The 22,030-nt window shown below is 65.8% G+C and carries 23 protein-coding genes; 12 read left to right on the forward strand and 11 right to left on the reverse strand.

Translation table 11 applies throughout. From position 1 onward, the window contains the following. Positions 1-4 precede the first annotated feature (4 nt). The 3 genes from AC1MFL_RS09390 to AC1MFL_RS09400 all read right to left on the reverse strand — a co-directional run bounded on the left by AC1MFL_RS09390 (position 5) and on the right by AC1MFL_RS09400 (position 4,856). Positions 5-655: a PglD-related sugar-binding protein gene (locus AC1MFL_RS09390; RefSeq protein WP_479815062.1), complete on the reverse strand. Its 651-nt coding sequence runs from the start codon at positions 653-655 to the stop codon at positions 5-7. Between the two features lie 432 nt (positions 656-1,087). Beyond that, on the reverse strand, positions 1,088-3,796 hold the full coding sequence (locus AC1MFL_RS09395; protein WP_479815063.1) for a helix-turn-helix transcriptional regulator: 2,709 nt from the start codon (positions 3,794-3,796) through the stop codon (positions 1,088-1,090). A gap of 376 nt (positions 3,797-4,172) precedes the next feature. Next, complete coding sequence (locus AC1MFL_RS09400) at positions 4,173-4,856, reverse strand: DUF1345 domain-containing protein (protein WP_479815064.1); 684 nt, start codon at positions 4,854-4,856, stop codon at positions 4,173-4,175. Between the two features lie 241 nt (positions 4,857-5,097). Here AC1MFL_RS09400 and rpsF point away from each other — a divergent pair, with 241 nt between their 5' ends. From rpsF to AC1MFL_RS09430, 6 genes are all read left to right on the forward strand, one after another. Continuing rightward, the gene (gene rpsF / locus AC1MFL_RS09405) at positions 5,098-5,403 is read left to right on the forward strand and encodes a 30S ribosomal protein S6 (RefSeq protein WP_024366241.1); all 306 of its coding nucleotides are present in this window, start codon (positions 5,098-5,100) and stop codon (positions 5,401-5,403) included. A 55-nt stretch (positions 5,404-5,458) separates the two neighbouring features. Next, a complete protein-coding gene (locus tag AC1MFL_RS09410) occupies positions 5,459-6,052 on the forward strand; it encodes a single-stranded DNA-binding protein (RefSeq protein ID WP_301226161.1) in 594 nt (197 codons plus the stop codon). 126 nt (positions 6,053-6,178) lie between these two features. Beyond that, positions 6,179-6,418, forward strand: coding sequence for a 30S ribosomal protein S18 (gene rpsR, locus AC1MFL_RS09415; RefSeq protein WP_003800144.1), 240 nt, complete (start codon positions 6,179-6,181; stop codon positions 6,416-6,418). 17 nt (positions 6,419-6,435) lie between these two features. After that, on the forward strand, positions 6,436-6,888 hold the full coding sequence (gene rplI, locus AC1MFL_RS09420) for a 50S ribosomal protein L9 (RefSeq protein ID WP_226761613.1): 453 nt from the start codon (positions 6,436-6,438) through the stop codon (positions 6,886-6,888). Positions 6,889-7,095: 207 nt separating this feature from the next. Beyond that, positions 7,096-7,962, forward strand: coding sequence for a PhzF family phenazine biosynthesis protein (locus AC1MFL_RS09425; RefSeq protein WP_479815066.1), 867 nt, complete (start codon positions 7,096-7,098; stop codon positions 7,960-7,962). A gap of 187 nt (positions 7,963-8,149) precedes the next feature. Next, positions 8,150-8,776 (forward strand): FMN reductase, encoded by a 627-nt coding sequence (locus tag AC1MFL_RS09430; RefSeq protein WP_479815067.1) that lies wholly within the window; start codon positions 8,150-8,152, stop codon positions 8,774-8,776. A gap of 52 nt (positions 8,777-8,828) precedes the next feature. Here the strand turns inward: AC1MFL_RS09430 and AC1MFL_RS09435 are convergent, their stop codons facing one another. Both AC1MFL_RS09435 and AC1MFL_RS09440 read right to left on the reverse strand, forming a co-directional pair. Next, complete coding sequence (locus tag AC1MFL_RS09435) at positions 8,829-9,401, reverse strand: hypothetical protein (protein ID WP_479815069.1); 573 nt, start codon at positions 9,399-9,401, stop codon at positions 8,829-8,831. A 4-nt stretch (positions 9,402-9,405) separates the two neighbouring features. Next, positions 9,406-9,873 (reverse strand): hypothetical protein, encoded by a 468-nt coding sequence (locus AC1MFL_RS09440; RefSeq protein WP_479815071.1) that lies wholly within the window; start codon positions 9,871-9,873, stop codon positions 9,406-9,408. Between the two features lie 639 nt (positions 9,874-10,512). Between AC1MFL_RS09440 and dnaB the strand changes: the two genes are divergently transcribed. Continuing rightward, positions 10,513-11,895, forward strand: a complete 1,383-nt coding sequence (dnaB, locus tag AC1MFL_RS09445; protein WP_024367946.1) for a replicative DNA helicase — start codon at positions 10,513-10,515, stop codon at positions 11,893-11,895. A 3-nt stretch (positions 11,896-11,898) separates the two neighbouring features. Here dnaB and AC1MFL_RS09450 read toward each other — a convergent pair whose 3' ends face one another. Both AC1MFL_RS09450 and AC1MFL_RS09455 read right to left on the reverse strand, forming a co-directional pair. Then, a complete protein-coding gene (locus AC1MFL_RS09450) occupies positions 11,899-12,873 on the reverse strand; it encodes an acyl-CoA thioesterase (RefSeq protein WP_479815073.1) in 975 nt (324 codons plus the stop codon). Between the two features lie 146 nt (positions 12,874-13,019). Beyond that, the gene (locus AC1MFL_RS09455; protein WP_479815075.1) at positions 13,020-13,454 is read right to left on the reverse strand and encodes a DoxX family protein; all 435 of its coding nucleotides are present in this window, start codon (positions 13,452-13,454) and stop codon (positions 13,020-13,022) included. Positions 13,455-13,600: 146 nt separating this feature from the next. On the opposite strand from AC1MFL_RS09455, the gene AC1MFL_RS09460 reads away from it, so the two are divergent. From AC1MFL_RS09460 to AC1MFL_RS09470, 3 genes are all read left to right on the forward strand, one after another. After that, complete coding sequence (locus AC1MFL_RS09460; protein ID WP_479815076.1) at positions 13,601-14,953, forward strand: MATE family efflux transporter; 1,353 nt, start codon at positions 13,601-13,603, stop codon at positions 14,951-14,953. Positions 14,954-15,038: 85 nt separating this feature from the next. After that, positions 15,039-15,632, forward strand: a complete 594-nt coding sequence (locus tag AC1MFL_RS09465) for a hypothetical protein (RefSeq protein ID WP_479815077.1) — start codon at positions 15,039-15,041, stop codon at positions 15,630-15,632. Between the two features lie 83 nt (positions 15,633-15,715). Further along, entirely contained in the window at positions 15,716-16,072 is a 357-nt protein-coding gene (locus tag AC1MFL_RS09470; protein ID WP_301226143.1) for a hypothetical protein, read from the forward strand. A 62-nt stretch (positions 16,073-16,134) separates the two neighbouring features. On the opposite strand, the gene AC1MFL_RS09475 is transcribed toward AC1MFL_RS09470, so the two are convergent. Continuing rightward, a complete protein-coding gene (locus AC1MFL_RS09475) occupies positions 16,135-16,671 on the reverse strand; it encodes a hypothetical protein (RefSeq protein WP_479815079.1) in 537 nt (178 codons plus the stop codon). Between the two features lie 344 nt (positions 16,672-17,015). Next, positions 17,016-17,558 (reverse strand): CGNR zinc finger domain-containing protein, encoded by a 543-nt coding sequence (locus AC1MFL_RS09480; RefSeq protein ID WP_479815081.1) that lies wholly within the window; start codon positions 17,556-17,558, stop codon positions 17,016-17,018. Positions 17,559-17,735: 177 nt separating this feature from the next. Here AC1MFL_RS09480 and AC1MFL_RS09485 point away from each other — a divergent pair, with 177 nt between their 5' ends. After that, the gene (locus AC1MFL_RS09485; protein ID WP_479815410.1) at positions 17,736-18,698 is read left to right on the forward strand and encodes an EamA family transporter; all 963 of its coding nucleotides are present in this window, start codon (positions 17,736-17,738) and stop codon (positions 18,696-18,698) included. Between the two features lie 63 nt (positions 18,699-18,761). Here the strand turns inward: AC1MFL_RS09485 and AC1MFL_RS09490 are convergent, their stop codons facing one another. Further along, entirely contained in the window at positions 18,762-19,025 is a 264-nt protein-coding gene (locus AC1MFL_RS09490; protein ID WP_226761412.1) for a hypothetical protein, read from the reverse strand. A 244-nt stretch (positions 19,026-19,269) separates the two neighbouring features. Here AC1MFL_RS09490 and AC1MFL_RS09495 point away from each other — a divergent pair, with 244 nt between their 5' ends. Beyond that, positions 19,270-19,542: a DUF2277 domain-containing protein gene (locus tag AC1MFL_RS09495; RefSeq protein WP_479815083.1), complete on the forward strand. Its 273-nt coding sequence runs from the start codon at positions 19,270-19,272 to the stop codon at positions 19,540-19,542. A gap of 25 nt (positions 19,543-19,567) precedes the next feature. Here AC1MFL_RS09495 and AC1MFL_RS09500 read toward each other — a convergent pair whose 3' ends face one another. Further along, positions 19,568-21,991, reverse strand: coding sequence for a heavy metal translocating P-type ATPase (locus tag AC1MFL_RS09500; RefSeq protein ID WP_479815084.1), 2,424 nt, complete (start codon positions 21,989-21,991; stop codon positions 19,568-19,570). Positions 21,992-22,030 lie beyond the last annotated feature (39 nt).

Below are 22,030 nucleotides of genomic sequence, written 5' to 3' on the forward strand. Positions count from 1 at the left end.
TGGTTCATGCGAATGCCCGGTTGTAGCCGCCGGAGTCAACGGCGTGCGCCGGGACCCCTACCCAGGTCTCGCCCTCGGGCACATTACTCAGGACCGCGGCCCCCATTCCGACCGTCGCGTAGGAGCCTATCGACGTCCTTTCCTTGACACTGGAATTCATTCCAAGGGAGGCTGCGCGGCCTATCCGCACACCGCCGCCGAGTGAAGTCCCGGCTGCGAAAGTCGCGCAGTCGGCCACATCGTCGTCGTGCCTGAACGTGACGCCGGGCATCGCCACCACATGCGAACCCAGGGTGACGGAGGTAGCCAACGTCACATTCTGCAGGAGGATGCTGCCTCGGCCGACCCGTGAACCCTCAGACATTCGGACCGAAGTGTCGATCACTGTGGCGTATCGCGTGGGGGTAATACCCAGGGTGGCCAGTCGGTCTGCCACGATTTTGCGGGCACGCCCCGATTCCAGACAGATCAACACAAAAGCGTTCGTATATTTGACGACGTCATCGATGGGCCCCAGAACCGGGGCGCCGTCCACATCTATCCCGGAGACCTCGTCGTCAAGGAAGCCGGCAACGTCGTACTGTCCGCCGCTGCGCACTGTTGCCAGCACTTCACGGCCCAGACCGCTCGCCGCGATCAGCAGGAGCTCGCTCATATGCTCATCCACCAGCTCTTGTCGAGGACGGCTGGCAGCATAAGAACCCGGGTTCCGTCCGGTTCAGATGCTGCCAGCTCTCCTTGGTAGGTCCGTTGTGCAGCAACGGACCCGGCAATCCACCCCATATCGGCCGGATTGAATCTAGAACGCACGGTCGGCTGTGCGGCCCACAGAATGGAAGGCCGGAGGCCAGGTCCGGTCCAGCCCCGGGCTGTGTCCCGGAGCAATTCTTGAGCCATCGTCATCCCCACTTTTTGTCGTCTCGCCGACCCTTCATGAGACTGAGCCGTTATCTTGGGCGCCTGTGTCCCTGGAGCAAAGCTAGCCCTGACGGGAGGCTGAAATCCCTGGCCTGAACGCCCCTGCCCTCCGCGCTTCGGGGGAATTTCGGATCTGCCGTTTCCGGGGAAGTGGGTCATAGTCATCCGCTCAGACGGCCAGCGGGGAAGACTCAAAGGCGGGCTCCGACACCGCAAGCGGTTCCCCAACAGATACAAGGCACGTCAGCTGGGAGCGTGACTGGACCCCCAGCTTCCGATAGATCCCCGTCAGGCGCACTTCGACAGTCCGAACGGAGACAAACAGCGTGGCGGCGATTTCCTTGTTGCGCCTGCCGCGGGACACCAGCTGCACAAGTTCGCGTTCCTGGTTTGAGAGCAGCAGGAGGGCAGGGTTGCGAAGCTCCGGCATCATCTCAATGCGATCGCCAAGGAGCAGTGCGTCAATTTGTTGCGTCCACGCTGCCGCGCCGGCTTCTTCGAAAAGCGCTTTTGCCCTGAGCAGCGCGCTATTCGCATCCTTCGGGCGGCCCGATGCTTTCAACCGCCCCGCGTAGCAGAGCATCGTCCGGGCGCGCTCGAAAACGGAATCGTTGTTCTGCCAAGTTTCCAGTGCCTGCACGAACAGCTCTAGGGACTGCTCCCCCTCTGCCACCAACGCCCTCGAACGGGCGACAGCCATGGTCAACCATCGGGATTTCAGACCGGCTGCCCGGTATTCCAGGCTGGTCAGCGCCCGGGCGGCCTCGCGCCGATAGCCTGACCGGACCAGCGCTTCCACCAGGTCCGGCTCGCAGCGCAGGAGTGCCGGATTTGCGAAGTCCGCTCCAATTTCGGAAGACCGGGCAAGCATCGTGCCGGCCTCCGCTAGATCGCCGCGCATCAGCGCAAATTGCCCTTGGTAGGCGAAGAGTTGAGCCGCGCCCTGAACGGGGGTGTCCGTACTGGCGACGAGTTGGGCTTCCGCGAAACATGACCGCGCCTCAACCTCATCTCCGACTATGTGGGCGCGCCAGAGAAGAAGGTTGTTCCGCAAACCACGGTGATACTGCGAACTCGTGCGGGAAGCGGCAATATCGTCTATCAGTGTGATGGCGTATCGGAAGTTTCCGGCGCGGATTTCGTTGTCGGCCGCAAAGTATCGGGCGGTCTCTTGCCAGTTCGCGTCGCTGACCGCAGCCAGGTTCCGGACAAGGGCAAAGTGGTCGCGGGCGCCTTCGTAATTCTCGGCATAGGTGAGCGCGCGGCCCTTCAGGAGTAAAGAGGCTGCGGTGCTATTGCCGCCTCCGTCAGCCGCGCGCGAGATCCGTCCAACCGTCCCGTTGACCGCACTGATCAGAAGCTTCGCTCGCTGGTTGACGGCCAACCCCTCCCCGGATGCATCGCCCAGAAACTTTTCCGCCTCGCGGAGGAGGATTTCGGCGTCCTTGGTCTGCCAGTGCTCCGCCATGTGCAGTGCACCAATGGAGAGGAGGCAGGCAGCATAGCCTGGATCATGGTGCCCGAAGTCGGTGGTCAGGCGGAGAACCATGCTCGGCCGAACGGCATTTCCTTTCATGAGTCCGATCTGGAAATCGAGTCCAGTCAGGCGCAGCGTCAGGGCTCGGTTCCTTGTGATTCGTTGTGCCCAGTCCAAGTAGCGTTTTGCGTGGACGAAGTCGCCCCTGCTGAACAGGACCTCGGCGAACGTACCCAGGCGGGCTGCTGTCTCCGACTCCCAAGGGTTAATTGCCAGCGCTCGTTCCACGTATTCCACAGCGGAGCCTTTCTCCCCTGTCCGTACCATCTCGATGGCAAAACGGAGCAGGCTGAATGACGTGTCCCGCCGAGCCTCAGGCGTGTAGCTGAGGTGCCACGGCCAGGCCACGGAATCGACCGATTCTGCAACTGCTGCCAGCTCCTGATGGTGGGTGGCTCTTTGCGCCGGCGACATCGTCGAGTAGACGTGGCCCCGGAGCATCTGGTTTTGGATTCTCAGGTAGGAACCCGATCGGACTGCGATATTGGCTGACAGAATCTCGTTCATGCCAGCCAACAGCTCGCCCTTCATTCCTTCTAACAGGGCGAAGCTGCTTCGGTATGAAAGGGAAAGGAGGTCAAGGGCCCGCCGCGCGGGAGGTGACAGCCGCGAAATCGATACGGCGAGCTCATTTTCAAAGCTTCCCTTCCAGTGCAAGGGGATGGGCAGCGCATATTGACCCTGAAACTGGCGCTGCAGGAGCTCTTCGTGGAGTTCGATCGACGCCAAGGGGTTGCCCTGGGTTGCCGTGGCAACAGCGTGGATGGCTGCCGTGCTCGTTCGTCCCGCCGAAAGGGCTTCGAGCATTCGGACGATGTCGCCGTGGCCCAGCTCAGGCAAGGGAAGCACGGCAAGGCGCGCAAACGGGCTATCAGGTATCTCGCGCCGCATGCTGACAAAGAGAACTATGCCCGTTCCTGCAAGACGGCGGGCCAGGAACCCCAGCACCGTCTGGCTGGCGGAATCCAGTTCATCGGCGTCGTCCACGACCACGACCGTCCGCGCAACCGAACGTTGCTGGAGCAGGGTCAGGAGTCGCGCGGAGAGATCCGACAGATCCCCATTTCCGGCGGGCAGGGCTGCGATTCGTTCCAGAATCGGCCGGAACGCGCATTCGTCGATTTCGTGGAGCAGTGCAGTCAAGCCGGAAAAGGGCCAATTCGATTCTGCAGGATTGGCGCGGAACGTTACCGTCCGGCCGTCATGCAACGTTGAAATCTCGGCGAGCAAAGAGGATTTGCCGCTTCCGTATTTTCCAGTGACTGCCATGGCGGATTCCCGGGGGCTCCGGACAAGAGCAAGAATTCGCGCAAGTTCCTTGTTACGGCCAAACAAAACCATGGGTGTCCCCATTCCATCCCCAAGAGACCATTCAGCCGGAGGCCACGAGTTTTCATTTAGAAAACGCCGGCTCCGGACTGTCTTATTTCACTACCGCACGCCACCCCCCACAGGAAAGAAAAGGCGCGGGTCACGCTCGGGGTAGGAGCGAAACCCTGACCAAATGGCTGTGCTTTTGCAAATATAGCCGCGGGTCTGCCGGGGGAATAGGGCGCACGGATAGTCGAGTAGGGCATTGACTGAAGTCGAGTAGTTTTCGCCCCGGTACTTGGTTTCTGGGCCGAATACGTGCCGGGCCGGCACGGACAGGACTGCACGGACAGGACTGCACCGACAGGACTGCGCGGGCAGGACCGCCGTCGGGCCCCTCAGGCCCTCAGAAGGCCAGGCTGACCACGAGGCTGATTGTCGTGGCCAGAATGACGGTGCCAAAGAGGTAGGACAGCAGGCTGTGCTTGAGCGCTTCGGCCCGGACGCCGTGGTTCTGCAGAGCGGTGTCCGAGACCTGGTAGGTCATGCCGAGGCTCGTGGCGAGGTAGGCGAAGTCGGTGTACTGCGGCGGCCGTTCCTGGTTGAAGTCGATGCCGCCCACCGCCGCGCCGGCCTTTCCACCCGTGCTGTAGTAGAGCTCTGCGTATCGCAGCGTGAACAGCGTCTGCACGAGCAGCCAGGACAGGGCCACCGATGCCAGCGCCAGGAGCCCGCCGCCGAAGCGGGACCCGCCGTCGTTGGCGTGGGAAGCAACGACGACGACGGCCACTGCGCCGAGACTGGCGACATTGGCCGCCAGAATCAACAGGTCGGTGATGCCGCGTGCGGGATCTTCCGCGGTCGCATGCGCCCGGGTCCCGGTCGGGTCCAAGCTGCCGATCACCAGCCAGACCCAGACGACATAGGTCAACGAGGCTGTGCCCCAGCCGACGGCGGGAGCCTCCACCCAGTGTCCGGACAGGCCGGTCGCCGCGGCCGCCAGCAACCCGGCGAGGAGCATAGTCGCAAGGCGCAGCCGGCTGCGCCTGATCGGCCGGGCGCTGCCGCTAATCGGGGATCCGGGTTTCATTCCCCGATCATGGCACAGGGTTCTCCACATGGAGGCCGGATTGGCTGCCGTGGCCGGGCCGGTCGTGCCTACGCTGGACCGGCACGGAATCGCGGAATCCGGTCCCGATGCACTAAGCTATTGAAGTCTGTGCTGCGCCCTGCCCCCGTTCCTGGGAGCAATGCGGGCACATGGCACCGCAAATGAACCTCCTGTTACGGAAATGCCGTAACCGCTTAGCCCAAAGGAGGTGGGTTCACATATGCGTCCTTACGAATTGATGGTAATCATCGACCCCGAGGTCGAAGAGCGTACCGTTGAGCCAACGCTTCAGAAGTTCCTGAACGTCATCACGACCGATGGTGGAACCATCGAAAAGGTTGACATCTGGGGCCGCCGTCGCCTGGCTTACGAAATCCAGAAGAAGTCTGAAGGTATCTACGCCGTGGTGAACTTCACCGCTGAGCCGGCTACCGCCAAGGAACTTGATCGCCAGTTGAGCCTCAATGAGACCATCATGCGCACCAAGATCACCCGCCCCGAAGTGCAGAAGGTCGTTGCTGAGTAATTTCAGCTCCCGATTTTCATTCTTCACCCCGCAGGAACGAACAAGGAGGCAGTAGATGGCAGGCGAAACCACTATTACGGTCATCGGTAATCTCACCAGTGACCCCGAACTGAGGTTTACACCGTCAGGTTCGGCAGTAGCGAATTTCACCATCGCTTCTACTCCCCGCACGTTCGACCGCCAGTCCAATGAGTGGAAGGACGGGGAAACCCTGTTCCTCCGCGCGTCGGTGTGGCGTGAAGCGGCCGAGAACGTCGCCGAGTCCCTGACCAAGGGCATGCGCGTGATTGTTTCCGGCCGGCTGAAGAGCCGTTCCTACGAAACCAAAGAAGGCGAGAAGCGCACCGTTATCGAGCTTGAGGTCGATGAAATCGGCCCCAGCCTGCGCTACGCCAACGCCAAGGTCAACCGCACCCAGCGCTCCGGCGGTGGGGGCGCCGGCAACGGCGCCCAGGGTGGCTTCGGCGGCGGCAACAGCGGCGGCGGCTTCGGCGGCGGCTCTGGTGGAAACCAGGGCGGCGGCAACTCGGGCGGAACCTGGGGCGGCAACCAGCCCGCACAGCAGCAGGATGACCCCTGGGCCACGCCCGGTGTCAGCAATGCAGGCGGCGGCTGGGGCAACGGCCCGGATTCCGAACCTCCCTTCTAAAAAACATCTAAGGTTCGACGACGGAACCCGCCGGGACGCCGCAAGGCGGACAGGCGCTGACCGCCGTCGGATCACCACCATCCCGTGGATCAATATCCACGGGCTCCATCGAATAGGAGCTCCACGATGGCTAAGGCTGAACTCCGTAAGCCCAAACCAAAGTCCAACCCCTTGAAGGCCGCTGACATCACTGTCATCGACTACAAGGACGTAGCATTGCTGCGCAAGTTCATCTCCGACCGCGGAAAGATCCGCGCCCGTCGCGTCACTGGCGTCACGGTGCAGGAACAGCGCAAGATCGCCCAGGCAATCAAGAACGCCCGCGAAGTTGCTCTGCTGCCTTACTCCGGCGCTGGCCGCGGCTAAGGAAGGGATTAACTAACATGGCAAAGCTCATTCTGACCCACGAAGTAACCGGTCTCGGTGCTGCAGGCGATGTTGTCGAGGTCAAGGACGGTTACGCACGTAACTACCTGCTGCCCCGCAACTTCGCCCTGACCTGGTCCAAGGGTGGCGAGAAGCAGGTTGAGTCCATCAAGACTGCCCGCGCCGCCCGCGAGCACGCTTCCCTGGAAGACGCTCAGAAGCAGGCCGCTGCACTCTCCTCCAAGCCGGTCAAGCTCGTCGTCAAGGCTGGCGAGACCGGACGCCTGTTCGGCACCGTCAAGCAGGGCGACGTGGCCGACGCTGTTGAGGCCGCTGGCCTTGGCCGCATCGACAAGCGCAAGGTTGAACTGCCGACGCACATCAAGTCGGTTGGTTCCTACCAGGCCAACGTTCGTCTGCACGACGACGTTGCCGCTGTGATCGAACTCGACGTAGTCGCAGGCAAGTAGCCCTCACCGGCTCTGCAGTCCTGAACTGCCGGAAGGCCCCCGCCTTCGGATTCCCCTGGGAACCGGACGCGGGGGCCTTCCGCTTTTAACACCAACGCGGGGTCACTTACGGCCCAAGTTGGACGCCGCCATGGGCGCTAGGTGACCCCGCGTTGCAGGATCCGGAGGTCTTGCCGGCCGGACCTGCGCCGGTGATAGCCTGCGGCAGTGACCTCTAAGCCTGCACCTGTTCCTGCGCCCCGGCTCCGGCCCTTCGCCCAGGTGGATGTATTCTCCGCAGTGCCCTACCGGGGCAACCCGCTGGCAGTCGTCCTCGACGCCGGGGACCTCACCGCTGAGGTGATGCAGCGGTTCGCCGACTGGACCAACCTCGCCGAGACCACGTTCCTGCTTTCCCCCAACGATCCCGCGGCCGACTACCGGGTTCGGATCTTCACCGGCAGCGAAGAGCTCCCCTTTGCCGGCCACCCCACCCTCGGCTCCGCTCATGCCTGGCTCGAGGCCGGTGGGATTCCCCGGCAGGACGGGGTGGTCGTCCAGCAGTGCGGGGCCGGACTCGTCAGGGTGAAGCGCGACGGCGGCCGGCTGGCTTTCGCGGCCCCGCCGCTCACCCGGTCCGGTCCCGTGGCAGAGCGGGACCTCGCCCGCATCGCCGCCGGACTGAGGCTGCCGCGGGAGGCTCTGCTGGATGCGTCGTGGCTGGTCAACGGCCCGGACTGGATTGGTGTGCTACTGGAATCGGCGCAACTGGTGCTCGACATCCGCCCTGACTACGCGGCCATGGTGGGACTCAAGGTCGGCGTGATCGGCCCCCATCCCGCCGGCTCCGAGGTCGGCTTCGAGGTGCGCACGTTCATCCCTGGTGACGCCGCCGCCGAGGACCCTGTGACCGGCAGCTTCAACGCCGGCGCGGCCCAGTGGCTGATCCGGAGCGGCCGGGCACCGGAGTCCTACCTTGCCGCGCAGGGAACCGTGCTGGGACGGGCCGGCCGGGTCCACGTCGACGCGGTGGGGGAGGACATCTGGATTGGCGGGAGTTCGGTGAGCTGCATCGAGGGGTTTGTCCTGCTCTGAGCGGCCCAAACACGGCAAACGGAGTCCGGGTTGCGCTCTCAGTTGTGGTTGCCATTCCGCCCGTTTGGGGCCCAAAAGTGATAGCGCAACAGGGGCGGGAATAAAGGGCAGGGCCTCCTGCTTCTACAGGTAGATGCAAACGCATATACCGGCGTTTGTGGCCGTGAAACAACATCAGGAGCACCCCGTGGAATCCCGCCGCATCACCGTTCTTTCCGCCGGACTCGGCGTACCCTCGTCGAGCCGCCTGCTGGCCGACCAGCTGGCCGCCTCCGCGGAACGTCACCTTGCCGCCGCCGGCTACAGCGCCGACATTGAGGTGGTGGAACTACGGGACCTCGCCGTGGATATCGCGAACAACTTCGTGACCGGCTACGCGGGGCCGAAGCTGGCCGGGGTGATCGCCGGAGTGGAGGCCTCGGACGGCATCATCGCAGTCAGTCCTGTTTTCAGCGCATCCTACAGCGGGCTCTTCAAGTCGTTCATTGACGTCCTGGACCCAAAGTCGCTGGAGGGCAAGGCTGTCCTGCTTGGCGCCACCGCGGGGACGGACCGGCACCAGATGGTGCTGGACTTCGCCATGCGGCCGCTGTTCACCTACCTCCGTACCCGGACCGCCAACACGGCCGTCTTTGCCGGCCCCCAGGACTGGGGCAATAACGACGACGGCGGTTCTCCCCTCTCCACGCGGATCGACCGGGCGGCGGGGGAGTTTGCGGTCCTGGTGCAGGGCACGGCGCCGCAGCGGAAACCGGCTGCGCCGGCGTCGCTGCCGTTCGAACAGCTGCTCGCCGGCATTTCGGGCCGGCACTGACGCGCGGGCGGCCCGGCGGGCTGGTCGCCCCCCGGCCCCTGGGGGCGGGGGGTCAGTCCTCCAGGAGGGCGATGAATTCCCGGGCCTGCTTGATGGAGATGTCCGAGTGGCGGGTGAGGGCCTCGGCCGCAGCTTCGGTTTCACCGCTCTTGGCCAGGGTGCGGATCCTGCCGTAAATCTCGTCGTTCAGCATGTTGCTGCTGACCTCACGGGTGACGTCGCCCTTGCTGGCGATCGCGCGGTAGCGGTAGGCGAAACGCTGCGGCACGTCGTCCTCGTCCTCGCTGGGCCCCTCCTGGGGCGCTTCGGGCCGGAAGGGCTGCGGGTGGGCGGCGAGGGCGCCCACGGCGTCCCGGGAGGCGCGCAGGCCCTCTCCGGTGGCCTCCAGGTACAGCTTGATGGCGGCCATGGCCTGTCCCTGGGCGATCAGCGCATAGAGGCGGCGGTGTTGCTCCTGGCTGAGTTTCGCCGCGGAGGCGCGGGCAAGTTCGATGGGGCCGCGCCCGGGCTGGGGGGGCGCCTCGGACCGGGGCCGGGCGCCGCGGCGGCCCAGGGCGCGGGCGCCCAGCAGGACGCCGGCACCGACGAGCGCCAGAATCAGGATGGGGATGAGCAGGGATTCCATGGAACTACAGCCGATCTACATATTTCTTAGCGGTCAAAAGATCTGAATGAGTGGCCTGCCGCAGCAGCTTGATGGCCTGGATCTTCTTGCCGTTCCGGGCCATCGACTGGAGTTGCAGTGCGAACTGCGGATTCAGTTGGCCACCGGGCAACATGGGCCCTTGGTAGCCGGGCTGCCCGACGGCGGGCGCCGAGCCCGCCTGGGCCCGCAGCGCCATGCGGGCGTGATCGGCCTGCTGCGACTGCTGTTGTTCGTTCTGGCTCGGTCGGGTGGCCGCGTCCACACGGGCGCGTGCGGCCGTGGCGGCCCGAACCTGTGCGGCGTAGTGCGCCTGTGAACGGACCGCCAGTTCCCGCTGGTAGCGTTCCGCGTCGGATATGCCGAAATCGCGCGGTCTAAGGGCCGTGGCCAACGCCCAGAGGACTGCTGCCAGGATGAGGGCAGGCAGTATGACTAGCAGTACATCGCCCATGTGAAGAGCTTATGCCAGATCGCAGTTATCCACAGCACATTCTGCGATGGGTATATCGTGCGCCGCGGGAGGCGCCGGTCCCGGGATTACCTGTGAGGACCATCACCAAATGCGCATATTTGTGGGCTTCTGTGGCCTCATGTGCCGCCCGGTATCCCCAGCCCCGCCCCGGCTCCTGTGGATGAACTGTGGCAAATATTCTTTTGTGTCCACAAGGTGAACCCAGTGTTTCCGCAGCTCAGCAGTTGATTACGGTGGTAACTATTTTTATATCCACAGCTGCTTCCACAGGCTGTGCACAAGCAGGGGCCAGTAGTGCACAGGTTATCCACAGGGGTGGCGACTGTCCGGGTTGGTGCCCGCCGGATCGGGGGCTAACGTTGCTGGATATCGAGCCTCGGATACCGAAATCCGCTGATGGCTGCATGACGCCCTCCCTTTGATCCCCGGTTCCGCACGGCCCGACGCAGCTGTGGATATCCGGGGGGCGGGGGGCAGCCAAAGTGTCGGAGCTGGCTGATAGTAATTAACCCGTCGGGCCCACGCCGGCGCCGACGCCACCGGGCACACCAAGCCCCGTGGCATACGCGTCGCCGGCGAACGGATGTCCGCCGCGGCACACAATGAAGGACGGCAGTTTTGTCAGTTACGCATCTGGACTCAGTCGAGGGGACTCGTGGAGCCGAAGGCAGCCGCAAGCCGCCGCAGGACATCCCCGCCGAGCAGTCTGTCCTGGGCGGCATGATGCTGTCCAAGGACGCCATTGCCGACGTCGTCGAGATCCTGCGGGGCGTGGACTTCTACCGCCCTGCCCACGAGACGATCTACGAGGCCATCATCGACCTTTACGGCCGCGGCGAACCAGCCGATGCCGTGACCGTTTCGGATGAACTGACCAAGCGCGGCGAGATCAACCGGATCGGCGGGCCCGCATACCTGCACGAGCTCATCCAGACGGTTCCGACGGCCGCCAATGCCGGCTACTATGCCGAAATCGTGGGCGAACGCGCGGTGTTGCGCCGTCTGGTCAATGCCGGCACCAAGATCGTCCAGCTCGGCTACGGCCAGGACGGCGAAGTCGAAGACCTCGTCAACCAGGCGCAGGCCGAGATCTACGCCGTGGCGGAGCGCCGCACGGCGGAGGACTACGTTGTCCTCAAGGACGTCATGGAGTCCACCGTGGACGAGATCGAAGCGTCCGGGCACCGCGAGGAGGGAATGACGGGCGTCCCCACCGGCTTCTACGAACTCGATGAGCTCACGCACGGCCTGCACCCCGGCCAGATGATTGTCATCGCGGCCCGGCCCGCAGTCGGCAAGTCGACCTTTGCGCTGGACTTCGCCCGCTCCGCGGCCATCAAGAACAACCTCGCCACCGTCATGTTCTCTCTCGAAATGGGCCGGAACGAGATCGCTATGCGTCTGCTGTCCGCGGAGGCAACGATCGGCCTCCAGGACCTGCGCAAGGGCACGATCAAGGACGAGCAGTGGTCCAAGATCGCCACGACGATGGGCCGGATGAATGACGCGCCGCTCTTCATCGACGACAGCCCCAACATGTCGCTGATGGAAATCCGGGCCAAGTGCCGGCGCCTGAAGCAGCAGCATGACCTCAAGCTCGTCATCCTTGACTATCTCCAGCTGATGAGCTCGGGCAAGAAAGTCGAGTCCCGCCAGCAGGAAGTCTCCGAGTTCTCCCGTGCCCTGAAGCTGCTGGCCAAGGAACTGCAGGTCCCCGTCATCGCACTGTCCCAGTTGAACCGTGGCTCCGAGCAGCGCCAGGACAAGCGCCCGATGGTTTCTGACCTGCGTGAATCCGGTTCCATTGAGCAGGATGCCGACATGGTCATCCTGCTGCACCGCGAAGATGTCTACGACAAGGAGTCCCCGCGCGCCGGCGAAGCCGACATCCTTATCGCCAAGCACCGCAACGGCCCCACCAAAGACATTGTGGTCGCCTTCCAGGGCCACTACTCGCGGTTCGCCAATATGGCCGCCGACGCCGGGGGCGGCGGCTTCTAGCGGCTACTGTCCGCTGGACCGGAGCAGGTGGTTGGGCAGCCGGTTCCCCGGCGCCCGGCCCCGGATCTCCAGCAGTTCGCGGGCGTGTGCCTGGAGCCGCCTGTCCTCCTCGGACACCGGCACCCACTGCGGGACGGGGACGGACGTGCCGTGCTCGTCGCGTGCCACCATCACAGTCAGGCAGTAGGTTGTGAGCTCCAGTTCGCGTCCCTTCGGGTCCCCCGAGCGGACGTGGACGGCAATATGCATTCCCTTGGTTCCGGTATAGACGAGCCGGGCCTCCACCTCCACCACGTGGCCAATCAGCAGCGGCCGGTAAAAGCGCACGCCGCCGGAGAAGACAGCCACAGTGTCCATCCCGCAGTATCGCGAGGCGCAGACGTAGGCCGCTTCGTCGATCCACTTCATGACGATGCCGCCGTGCACCTTGCCGCCCCAGTTCACATCGGTGGGCGCGGCCATGAAGCGGAGAACCACTCTCTCGGCAGTGCCGGCGTCGGTATATTGCTGTCCGCTCATCGCCTGGACGATGTCCTCGCGCACCTTGATCCGGGCCAGGGCATGGTCGCGCTGTTCGATTTCTTCCGGCGTCGTCGGCTCAAACTGCGGCACCGGGGTGGGTTTGCCGTCTTCTCCGACAGCGACGAAGATCACCATGCATTGGCTGCGCATGGTGGCCGGGCCGCCCTTAGGGTCACCCGAGGAGACGATTGTTCGGATGTGCATGGAGGACCGGCCCGTATAGACAATCGTTGCCTGGACTTCGACCATGTCACCACTGTTGACCGGGTCAGCGAAGTGGATGTTCCCGACGTAGGCCGTCACACAATAGGACTTTGACCAGCCGACCGCGGCGGCATATGCCGCCTTGTCCACCCACTCGAGCACGGTGCCGGCGTCGACCGACCCGCTGTGGCCGACGTCGGTGGGCGCCGCAAGGAAGCGCAGGGTCACGGTATTGGCGGCAGTCTCACTCATGGTGTGAGTTTACTGACCGGCCGGGGAAGCGTCGCGGGCGAGGACACAAACGCTTACGGGGACGCCACAACCGGCCGGATACGACGGCGGGCGGCCACCGGAAGGTGACCGCCCGCCGTCGCGCGCCGCCTGGCGCGGAGGATTTCTTAGGCCAGGACGCTGAGCTTCGAGCCGCTGCGGCCAAAGAGGGCCTTGTCCACGGAGACCTTGCCCGCCCCGACGAGGGCTACTGCCAGGGCGGCGGCAGCCAGGATCAGCACCAGTTCGAAGCCGCCTGTCGCGGCAAATATTCCGGCCGAGGCATGGACCAGGAACAGGGCGCCGAGCATGTCCACCGCGAGGAGGACTGCGAAAACGCGGGTCAGGACACCCAGGATCAGAGCGACGCCGCCGACAAGTTCGAGGGTCGCGACGACCGGGGCGACGAAGTTGGCAGCCGGAACACCCATCTGCGTAAAGGCGGCCTGGGTGCCTGCAATGGTGAATTCGTTGAATTTCTGCCAGCCATGGGCGGCGAAAAGGAAACCGGTGACGATGCGCAGGATCGTCCGGGCCGAGGTGGTGAGTGTGGGCTGGTTCATGTGGAAGCCGTTCTGAAGTGGGGACGCGGCGGGGTCGGGCCGCTGTAGATTTAGTTGAAGATTCAACTTACAGTGTTCCGGCATATAGTTGAAAAGTCAACTAATGCGAAGCTGTGCGACGCCGACAGTGCCGTTAGGGTGGTTTCGTGCCCGCCTCCCCGTATCCCGCTGAGCTGCCGTCCGTGGCGGCCCGGCGGCGGGAGATCCTGCGCCTCGCCCTCCCGGCCTTCGGTGCACTGATCGCCGAACCGTTGTTCCTCCTCGCGGATGCGGCAATCGTCGGACACCTCGGCGTTGCCGAGCTCGCCGGCGTCGGGCTGGCGTCCGCGGTGCTGCATACAGTCGTGGGCCTCATGGTGTTCCTGGCCTACTCCACGACTCCGGCCGTGGCGCGGGCGATCGGCAACGGCCAGCTGCCGCGGGCCCTGGCCGCCGGACGCGACGGGGTCTGGCTGGCGCTGCTGCTCGGAATCGTCCTGGCCGCCGCCGGCCTCCTTGCGGCCGAACCACTCGTGGACCTGATGGGTGCCCGCGGTGAGGTGCGGGCATTCGCCGTGGACTACCTGCGCTGGTCGATGCCCGGACTTATCGCGATGCTGCTCATCTTCGCCGGTACCGGGGTGCTGCGGGGCCTGCAGGACACGCGCACCCCGCTGCTGGTGGCCTCCGCCGGTTTCACGCTGAACGTCCTGCTCAACCTCTTCCTGGTCTACGGCCTGCACTGGTCCGTCGCCGGTTCGGCGACCGGCACCAGCATCGCCCAGTGGGCCATGGCGCTGGTCTACGTGGTGATGGTCCAGCGCAATGCCCGCAACCACGGTGTGTCCCTGCTCCCGGACTGGCGCGGCATCCGGGCCCTGAGCAAAGTGGGATCGTGGCTGATGCTGCGGACGCTCAGCCTGCGTGTCGCGATTCTCGCCACGGTTGTGGTGGTCACGGCGCAGGGGACGGTCAACCTGGCCGCCCACCAGCTCGCGATGACCGTCTTCACCTTCCTGGCCTTCGCCCTCGATGCCCTCGCGATTGCCGCGCAGGCACTGATCGGCAAGGAACTCGGCGCCTCCCGCCCGGGCGCGGCACGGGAGCTCACGGGAACCATGGTCCGCTGGGGTCTCGGCTTCGGCGTGCTGACCGGGCTCCTGCTGGCCGCCGCGGCACCGTGGGCGGGCCTGCTCTTTACGTCCGACGCCGAGGTCCAGTCCGCACTCACGCTGGCGCTGTGGGTGCTCGCTGCGGGACAGCCGGTCGCCGGTTACGTCTTTGTCCTTGACGGCGTGCTGATCGGTGCGGGGGACGCGAAGTACCTGGCGATTGCCGGCGTCGTGAATCTTGCCGCGTACGTGCCGCTGCTGCTCGCGGTTCGGCAATCCGGGGTCGACGGCGCTGCGGGGCTGCTCTGGCTGTGGGCCGCGTTCTCGCTGGGCTATATGGCGGCCCGTGCCCTGACACTGGGCCTCCGGGCGCGGACGGACCGGTGGATGGTTCTCGGGGCGCACTGAGCGGGAAGCCCGCGCTGCCGGCCGGAGCGCGGGCCAGGCCGGGCTCCCGGCGCGCACCGGCGCGGCTTCGCACTAAACTGAACGGGTGACTCTCCCAGCAGCCCCTGACGCCTTCACTGCCCTGCCCGCCGCAGCGGATCTCTGGAAACCCGTGCTGGTCCGGGCCGCCGTTGCGCTCGGCTTCGGGGCGCTGACCGTGTTCTGGGCTTCGCCGCCCCCGGAGGGGATGGGCTGGGCCGGGGGAATCTACCTCCTGGCCACCGGTGTAGTGCTGCTCTGGAGCGTCACCAAGACGGGGCTCCGTGCCGGATCACCTGCCGGCAAGATCCTTTCAGCCGCCGGCGCCGTGCTGACCGGAACCGGCGCAGCGGTCGGCTTTATCTCCGGCAGTCTGGTCTTCGGTGTCCTGGCGGCCCTGGGCCTTGGCGTTGCCGGCGCTGCCGAACTCTACCTGGGCGTCACGAACCGTGGCCGGTCCGTGCTCGCCCGCGACTGGATGGCCTCCGGCGTTGTCGGGCTCGGCACCGCGGGTTTGCTTCCGTTCTTCATTGACCTCGGGCCGCACGCGCTGCTCGGCGTCGCAGGCGGCGGCGCCATCATCAGCGGCGTGCTCTGGGTGCTGGCCGGGCTCACCCTGCGGCACGATGCACGGGCCGATTCCACGGAGGCCGTAAACTAGTAGGGACAGGTTCTACCTTGCGTAGAACGATTGCGGTATCACAACTGCCACGCCTGGCGGCGTCGGCTGCAGGAGGAAGCACCTTGGCTCAGCAGAAATCTGGAGAACCGCGCAAGCTGCGGACCTCGGTCAAGGGACCGCTCATGTTCTCCGCGTTCTGGGCAGTGCTGGCCTTCGTTGCCACCCTTATTTTCGCCTCCGGAGGCAGTGCCAAAACGCCCCGCTTTGACCTGGCTTTCACGGCCGCGGGCATCGCCTTCATCGTCATCCTGGTCGTGATCGCCATGCTGTCCATGGGCCACAAGCCGAATGACGAAAGCCTCGGCAAGGGGTCCGGCATCAACTTGAGCTCCGGCAACTCCGGCCATGGCGGCCATCCCGCCCAGACCCGGCCTGACGCCGGCGCACCGGACGCAGGCCCCGGCGACGACGTTCGCTAGGTCCGCGAACGCCGTCCGACCCTGCGCACCGGGCGCACGGATGGGGTGGCCGGGCGGAACTGCTACTTGGTCCAGGAAATCGGATTCTTCAGGTAGGGATTGTCGCCGTACTTCGCGTATATGAACTTGGAGTCGGTGTACTCGACGGTCTTGATTTCATCCCCGGCCGGCGCCAGGAAGACCTGGCAGGACACCATGGTGCTGCCCACCACCAAGGTCAGGGACTCCCCGGTGCCGGTGGTGTCGAAGCGCGTGCTCTTGCATTGGTCGAAGGCGCCGAAGACGATGAGTGACTGTGCGTCGGATCCGTCTTTGAGCTGGGCAGTCACCCGGGGCTCGCTGATGCCGAGGGATGCCTTGCTGAGGCTGTCCATCCGGTGGCTGACCGAGACGAAATAGGGCGTCTGCCCGGCAAACTTCGCGGCGTCCTTGAACTTGGCGAAGTCGTCCGGGGTTCCCGCCACGACGCCGGTCAGCGTGGAAGTGAAGACGGCTTCCGTGTACTTGGGGTCAGCCTTGTCCTTGCCCGTGTTGGCGTGAGTAACGGCGGCTTCGCCGGCCTTGAGCTTGGTTCCCGGCGCGGTGAGCGTGCCAGCCACTGCGGCCGCCGGTGCGGACGTGGCAGCTGCGCTTGAAGTGGCACTGGCGCCTGGCGTGGCGCCGGGGCTGCTGGCGGCAGAAGCGGAAGCCTCGGGCGAATTGCCGGCGGCCTGCGACGCGCCGCTACCGCCACAGCCGGCCAGTCCGACTGCCAAAATTCCGGTGATCCCCAGTGTTGCCGTGATTTTTTGAAGCGGAGGGCGCTGTGCCATGTGAAGTGATGTCCCTAGATTGGGTTTCGCCTGCCAGATGGCCTCGCGAATAAATCCATTCTATGGGGAAACTCTGCGCGGTCCGCCGCAGCCCCGGTCTTGCGGCCCGGAAAGCGTCTGCCGCGGCGCGCTCAGGAGGCCGCTTTCCGGGCCCGGTAGGCCGCCACATGCGCACGGTTCGCGCAGTTTCCGGTGTCGCAGTAGCGCTTGGAGCGGTTCCGGCTGAGGTCCAGCACCACGGCATCGCAGTCCTCGGCAGCGCACACCAGCAGGCGGTCCATTTCCTTGCTGCGGATGACGTCAACCAGGGCCATCGCAGCCTCCGTGCTCATCCGGTCGGCCAGCGGCGCATCCGGGGTGGTGGCGTGCAAGTGCCAGTCCCATTGATCGTGCTTGACGAGCTGGGGGAGCGCCCGCGCATCCCGCAGCAGCCTGTTCAGCGTATCCACTGCCGCGGATTCGTCGGCGAGCCACAGTGTGGCGAGCTCCCCGCGGAGCCGGTGCACCCCGGCCAGTTCGGCGGCGTCCCGGGTGCGCGAGCCGGTAAATCCCTCGGCCTCCAGGAACCGATCCAGGTCCTGCGTTGTGGGGAGCTGTTCGTCGCCGTTGGCCGCGGTGTTGATGAGGTTGACCACGGACCGCAGGGCCACTTCTGTGTCAGGGGCAAAAACCATCTTGACTCCTTACGTTGGCGTGGCGTACTGTCATGAGCATAACCCCACTTTACTCCTGACAGGAGGCAGCCTGTGCCTGCCGCACGCCGCTCCGCCGAAGCACCGGCCATCCACGATTCGGGGCTGCCCGCCGCCGGAACCCATGGCGCCGGCAAGCGTGCCGCGGCAACGGGATTCATGGCCTCGGGTCTGGGGGTTGCCTTGTTCTCCTCGGCCGTTTTCGGCCTGTCCGGCTCTTTTGCCAAGGCGCTGCTGGAGACTGGCTGGACCCCCGGGGCAGCCGTTACAGCCCGCCTCACCGGGGCGGCGCTGATCCTGGCAGTTCCCGCTATACCGGCGCTGCGTGGTCGCTGGCACCAGCTCAGGGACAATTGGCTCACCGTGCTGCTCTTCGGCCTCATTGGCGTAGCCGCCTGCCAGCTGTTCTATTTCAATGCCGTGGCCAGGCTGTCGGTGGGGGTGGCCCTCCTGCTGGAATACCTGGCTCCCGTGCTCATCGTACTCTGGCTCTGGGCCGCCAGCAGGAAACGCCCGCGGCCGCTGACGGTGGCCGGGACCCTGCTGTCCCTGGGCGGTCTGGTCCTGGTGCTGGACCTCACCGGAGCCGTCAAGATCGACTTCGTCGGCGTGCTGTGGGGGATCGCGGCTGCCGTCTGCCTCGCCATCTACTTCTTCATCACAGCCAAGGAAAACGACACGCTCCCGCCGATCGTCCTCGCCTCCGGCGGGCTCATGGTCGGCGCGGTCATCATGTGGCTTGCGGCCGCAACCGGATTGCTGCCGATGACATTCAGCACCGCCGACACCCGCCTCGGACCATGGACCACACCCTGGTGGGTGGCGCTGGGAGGCCTCGTTGTGCTGGCCACCGTGCTCGCCTACGTCTCCGGCATCATGGCGGCGCGGGCACTGGGCTCGAAGGTGGCATCCTTTGTCTCGCTGACCGAGGTGCTGTTCGCCGTCATCTGGGCGTGGCTGCTCCTTGGTGAACTCCCGGGCCCCATCCAGCTGGTCGGCGGGGTGCTGATTGTCGGCGGCGTCGTGCTGGTCCGGCTGGACGAGCTCCGGTCAACGGCCGGCGAGGGTGCTGCAATGCCGGAAGCGCTCGACCACGCGAACGACGTCGAGCCGGTGCCGTAGGCAGGTGCGGACAACAACGGCCCGGACGCGGTGCGTCCGGGCCGTGTGCTGAAGATCCTGGGCCTAGCGGGAAGCGCTTTCCTGCTCGGTGGCGTTGCGGCTGGCGTGCTTGCCGGCCTCCTGCAGCGCCTGGGACACCTTCGCCAGCGCGGCGACGTGCTGGCCGTTCCACTCGCTGCGGAACTTGTCCGCGTCCGGGCCCTTCCAGTCGGTGCCCTCCAGCACCTTGGTCAGCAGCGACTTCTGCTTGTCGATCTCCGACGAACCCGCCTGCAGCTTCGTCCCAAGAGTCTTGAGCTGAGCAATGTCTGCGCCCCAAATAGCCATTCGAAAATCTCCTCAAATAAAGTGAACGGACCCGGGCCCTGCCGGCGTCCCCCAAAGGCCCCCGGCTGTTCCCGGAAGTCCATTGCCTCGAACCTACCCTGTCCGCCGAAAAAGTGTCGATGGGCACCCCTCCCCATCCGGCCGCCACCGCATCCGCTGGCCCTCACCGTCCTGCCCGGCCCCCGCGGCTCATTTCAGGCGTCGGGCACTCGTTCCCGGGACGGAACGCACCTAGCATGAAGATATGTGCCGAAACATCCGGACCCTGCATAACTTCGAACCCCATGCCACCACCGCCGAAGTGGAGGCCGCCGCGCTGCAATACGTGCGCAAGGTCAGTGGCAGCACCAAACCGTCCAAGGCCAACGAAGAGGCCTTCAACCGGGCCGTGCATGAGATTGCCCACGCCACGCAGCACCTGCTCGACTCCCTGGTGACCCACGCCCCGGCAAGGGACCGCGGGGAGGAGGCCGCCAAGGCGAAAGCCAGGGCCGCCGTCCGCTTTGGTGCGGTCTGAGGGGGGACAGGCCCGAGGCTGGGGGCTACCTGCCGAAGCTGCGCAGCCGCAGCGAGTTGGCCACAACCAGCACGGAGCTCGCGGCCATGGCCGCGCCCGCGATCATCGGGTTGAGCAACCCCAGGGCCGCCACCGGGATGCCCACGGCGTTGTAGAAGAACGCCCAAAAAAGGTTCGTCTTGATGGTTGCAAGGGTCCGGCGGGATAGCTCGATTGCTTGGGCGACCTGCCCCAGTTCGTTGCCCATCACCGTCAGGTCGGCGGCCTCGATCGCAACATCGGTGCCGGAGCCCATCGCGATGCCCAGATCCGCCTGGGCCAGCGCCGCGGCGTCGTTGACGCCGTCACCTGCCATGGCGACAGTGGCGCCGTGCGACTGCAGCTTCCGCACCGCCTCGACCTTGCCCTCCGGCAGCACGCCGGCGAAGACATCCTCCGGGGCGATGCCGACGGCGGCTGCCACCTGCGCGGCCACGGCGGCATTGTCCCCGGTCAGGAGAATCGGCCGGAGACCCAGCCCGCGGAGCCGCAAGATCGCCGCGGCAGAGCCGGGCTTGACCGTATCCCGGAGGCTGATGATCCCGGCCGGCTCCCCGTCCACGGCGAGCCAGATCACGGTGGCCCCGGAGCCCTCGGCGGCGCTGAGGGCCTCCCGTTGCGCCGCTGCCGGTGTGATGCCGTTCTGCTCCAGCCAGCCCGTACGGCCTGCCGTCACGAGCCGGCCCTCGACCGTACCCTGGACTCCGCCACCGGGCGCGGAGCGGAAATCGACGACGGCGGGAAGGCTGCCGGAGGCGCCGCCCGGGCCCTCGGCCGGGAGTGCTGCCGCGGCGATGGCGCGGGCGATCGGGTGCTCAGAGGCTGCCTCCAGGGCGCCGGCCAGACGCAGCACCTGGGCGGGGTCGAACGGTCCGAATGCCTCCGTGCCGTCGACCGCGAGGTGGCCGGTGGTCACGGTGCCGGTCTTGTCCAGCAGGATGGTGTCAACGGTCCGGGTGTCCTCGAGGACCTGGGGGCCCCTGATCAGGATGCCCAACTGGGCGCCCCGGCCGGTGCCGGTGAGCAGCCCCACCGGCGTGGCCAGACCCAGGGCGCAAGGGCAGGCAATGACCAGCACGGCGACGGCAGCCGTAAACGCTGCACGGAGTTCGGCATCGCTGACCGCCGGGCCGGCCGCGAGCAGCCAGGCGCCGAAGGTCACCGCGGCGGTGGCCAGGACCACCGGCACGAATACTGCACTGATCCGGTCCGCGAGGCGCGCGATCTGTGCCTTGCCGGTCTGTGCCTGGGAGACCAGCCGGCCCATCTGGGCCAGGGTGGTTTCGGTGCCGACGCGCGTGGCGCGGACCAGCAGCCGGCCGGAGGTGTTGATGGTGGCGCCCGTCACCGGGCTGTCCGGGCCGACTTCCACCGGCACCGATTCGCCCGTGACCAGCGAGGCGTCGACAGCGGAGGACCCTTCGATGACGATGCCGTCAGTCGCGATCTTCTCGCCGGGGCGGACCACAATCAGGTCGCCCACCCCCAGGTGATCAGCCGGGATTTGCTGCTCCTGGCCGTCGCGGAGGACCGTGGCATCCTTGGCGCCCAAGTTCAGCAGGGCCTTGAGGGCATCTCCGGCCTTTTGCTTGGCATTGGCCTCCAGGTACCGGCCCAGCAGGAGGAAGGTGGTGACAACCGAGGCGACCTCGAAGTAAAGCCCGCCGGAGTCCATTTCCATGCTCTCCATTCCCGGCTGGGGAGCGGTCATCAGCGGGTCCACGGCAAGCTGCCAGGCCGAGAAGGCGTACGCGGCAGTCACGCCGATGGAGACGAGCGTGTCCATTGTGGAGGAGAGGTGCCGGGCGTTGATGGCGGCTGCCCGGTGGAAGGGCCAGGCCGCCCAGGTAACCACCGGCAGGGCCAGGATTCCTGCTACCCAGCCCCAGTTGGCGAATTGGAAGGCCGGGAACATCGAAATGAGGAACACCGGAATGGTGAGGATGGCCGCCACGATCAGGCGGGGGCGGAGCTTGGCTGCCGCCGCGGACGCCGGGTGACCACCAACCGCGACTCCACCGAGGACACGCTCCGCGTGCTCGGTCGTTCCTCCCCGCTGGCCCCCGGGGGCGGCGCTCGGGGACATGTCGCCGACGATGGTTGGCTGTGTCGCGATCGCCGTACTGACCGGCTCAGCCGGGGTGGCTGGGTACCTGGGGGCGTGGACCTTCGCCTTGTAGCCTGCTGCTTCCACTGTGGCGGTGATCTGGGCGTCGGTAATGTCTGCCGGGGCTCTCACGTGGGCTGATTCCAGGGGCAGGTTGACCGTGGCCGTGACGCCGTCGAGCTTTCCGAGCTTGCGTTCGATGCGGCTGACGCAGGACGCACAGGTCATGCCCTCGATGTCGAGCTCGATCACCCGGGTTCCAGGCAGGTCCAGCAGTTGCTCTCGGTTCACGGTGTTTCCCATTCTGTTGGCGTGCTCTGCGTGGTGTGCCGGGCAGGTGGG

The organism is Arthrobacter sp. BG3 (assembly GCF_056680185.1).

Bases quoted from the DNA above. Each gene is read 5' to 3' on its own strand.
- AC1MFL_RS09450 (WP_479815073.1), bottom strand. From the start codon at position 12,873: ATGAGTGAGACTGCCGCCAATACCGTGACCCTGCGCTTCCTTGCGGCG.
- AC1MFL_RS09410 (WP_301226161.1), top strand. From the start codon at position 5,459: ATGGCAGGCGAAACCACTATTACGGTCATCGGTAATCTCACCAGTGAC.
- AC1MFL_RS09395 (WP_479815063.1), bottom strand. From the start codon at position 3,796: ATGGTTTTGTTTGGCCGTAACAAGGAACTTGCGCGAATTCTTGCTCTT.
- AC1MFL_RS09400 (WP_479815064.1), bottom strand. From the start codon at position 4,856: ATGAAACCCGGATCCCCGATTAGCGGCAGCGCCCGGCCGATCAGGCGC.
- AC1MFL_RS09485 (WP_479815410.1), top strand. From the start codon at position 17,736: ATGGCCTCGGGTCTGGGGGTTGCCTTGTTCTCCTCGGCCGTTTTCGGC.
- AC1MFL_RS09480 (WP_479815081.1), bottom strand. From the start codon at position 17,558: ATGGTTTTTGCCCCTGACACAGAAGTGGCCCTGCGGTCCGTGGTCAAC.
- AC1MFL_RS09390 (WP_479815062.1), bottom strand. From the start codon at position 655: ATGAGCGAGCTCCTGCTGATCGCGGCGAGCGGTCTGGGCCGTGAAGTG.
- rpsR (WP_003800144.1), top strand. From the start codon at position 6,179: ATGGCTAAGGCTGAACTCCGTAAGCCCAAACCAAAGTCCAACCCCTTG.
- AC1MFL_RS09490 (WP_226761412.1), bottom strand. From the start codon at position 19,025: ATGGCTATTTGGGGCGCAGACATTGCTCAGCTCAAGACTCTTGGGACG.
- AC1MFL_RS09500 (WP_479815084.1), bottom strand. From the start codon at position 21,991: ATGGGAAACACCGTGAACCGAGAGCAACTGCTGGACCTGCCTGGAACC.
- rplI (WP_226761613.1), top strand. From the start codon at position 6,436: ATGGCAAAGCTCATTCTGACCCACGAAGTAACCGGTCTCGGTGCTGCA.
- AC1MFL_RS09495 (WP_479815083.1), top strand. From the start codon at position 19,270: ATGTGCCGAAACATCCGGACCCTGCATAACTTCGAACCCCATGCCACC.
- AC1MFL_RS09440 (WP_479815071.1), bottom strand. From the start codon at position 9,873: ATGGGCGATGTACTGCTAGTCATACTGCCTGCCCTCATCCTGGCAGCA.
- AC1MFL_RS09455 (WP_479815075.1), bottom strand. From the start codon at position 13,454: ATGAACCAGCCCACACTCACCACCTCGGCCCGGACGATCCTGCGCATC.
- AC1MFL_RS09435 (WP_479815069.1), bottom strand. From the start codon at position 9,401: ATGGAATCCCTGCTCATCCCCATCCTGATTCTGGCGCTCGTCGGTGCC.
- rpsF (WP_024366241.1), top strand. From the start codon at position 5,098: ATGCGTCCTTACGAATTGATGGTAATCATCGACCCCGAGGTCGAAGAG.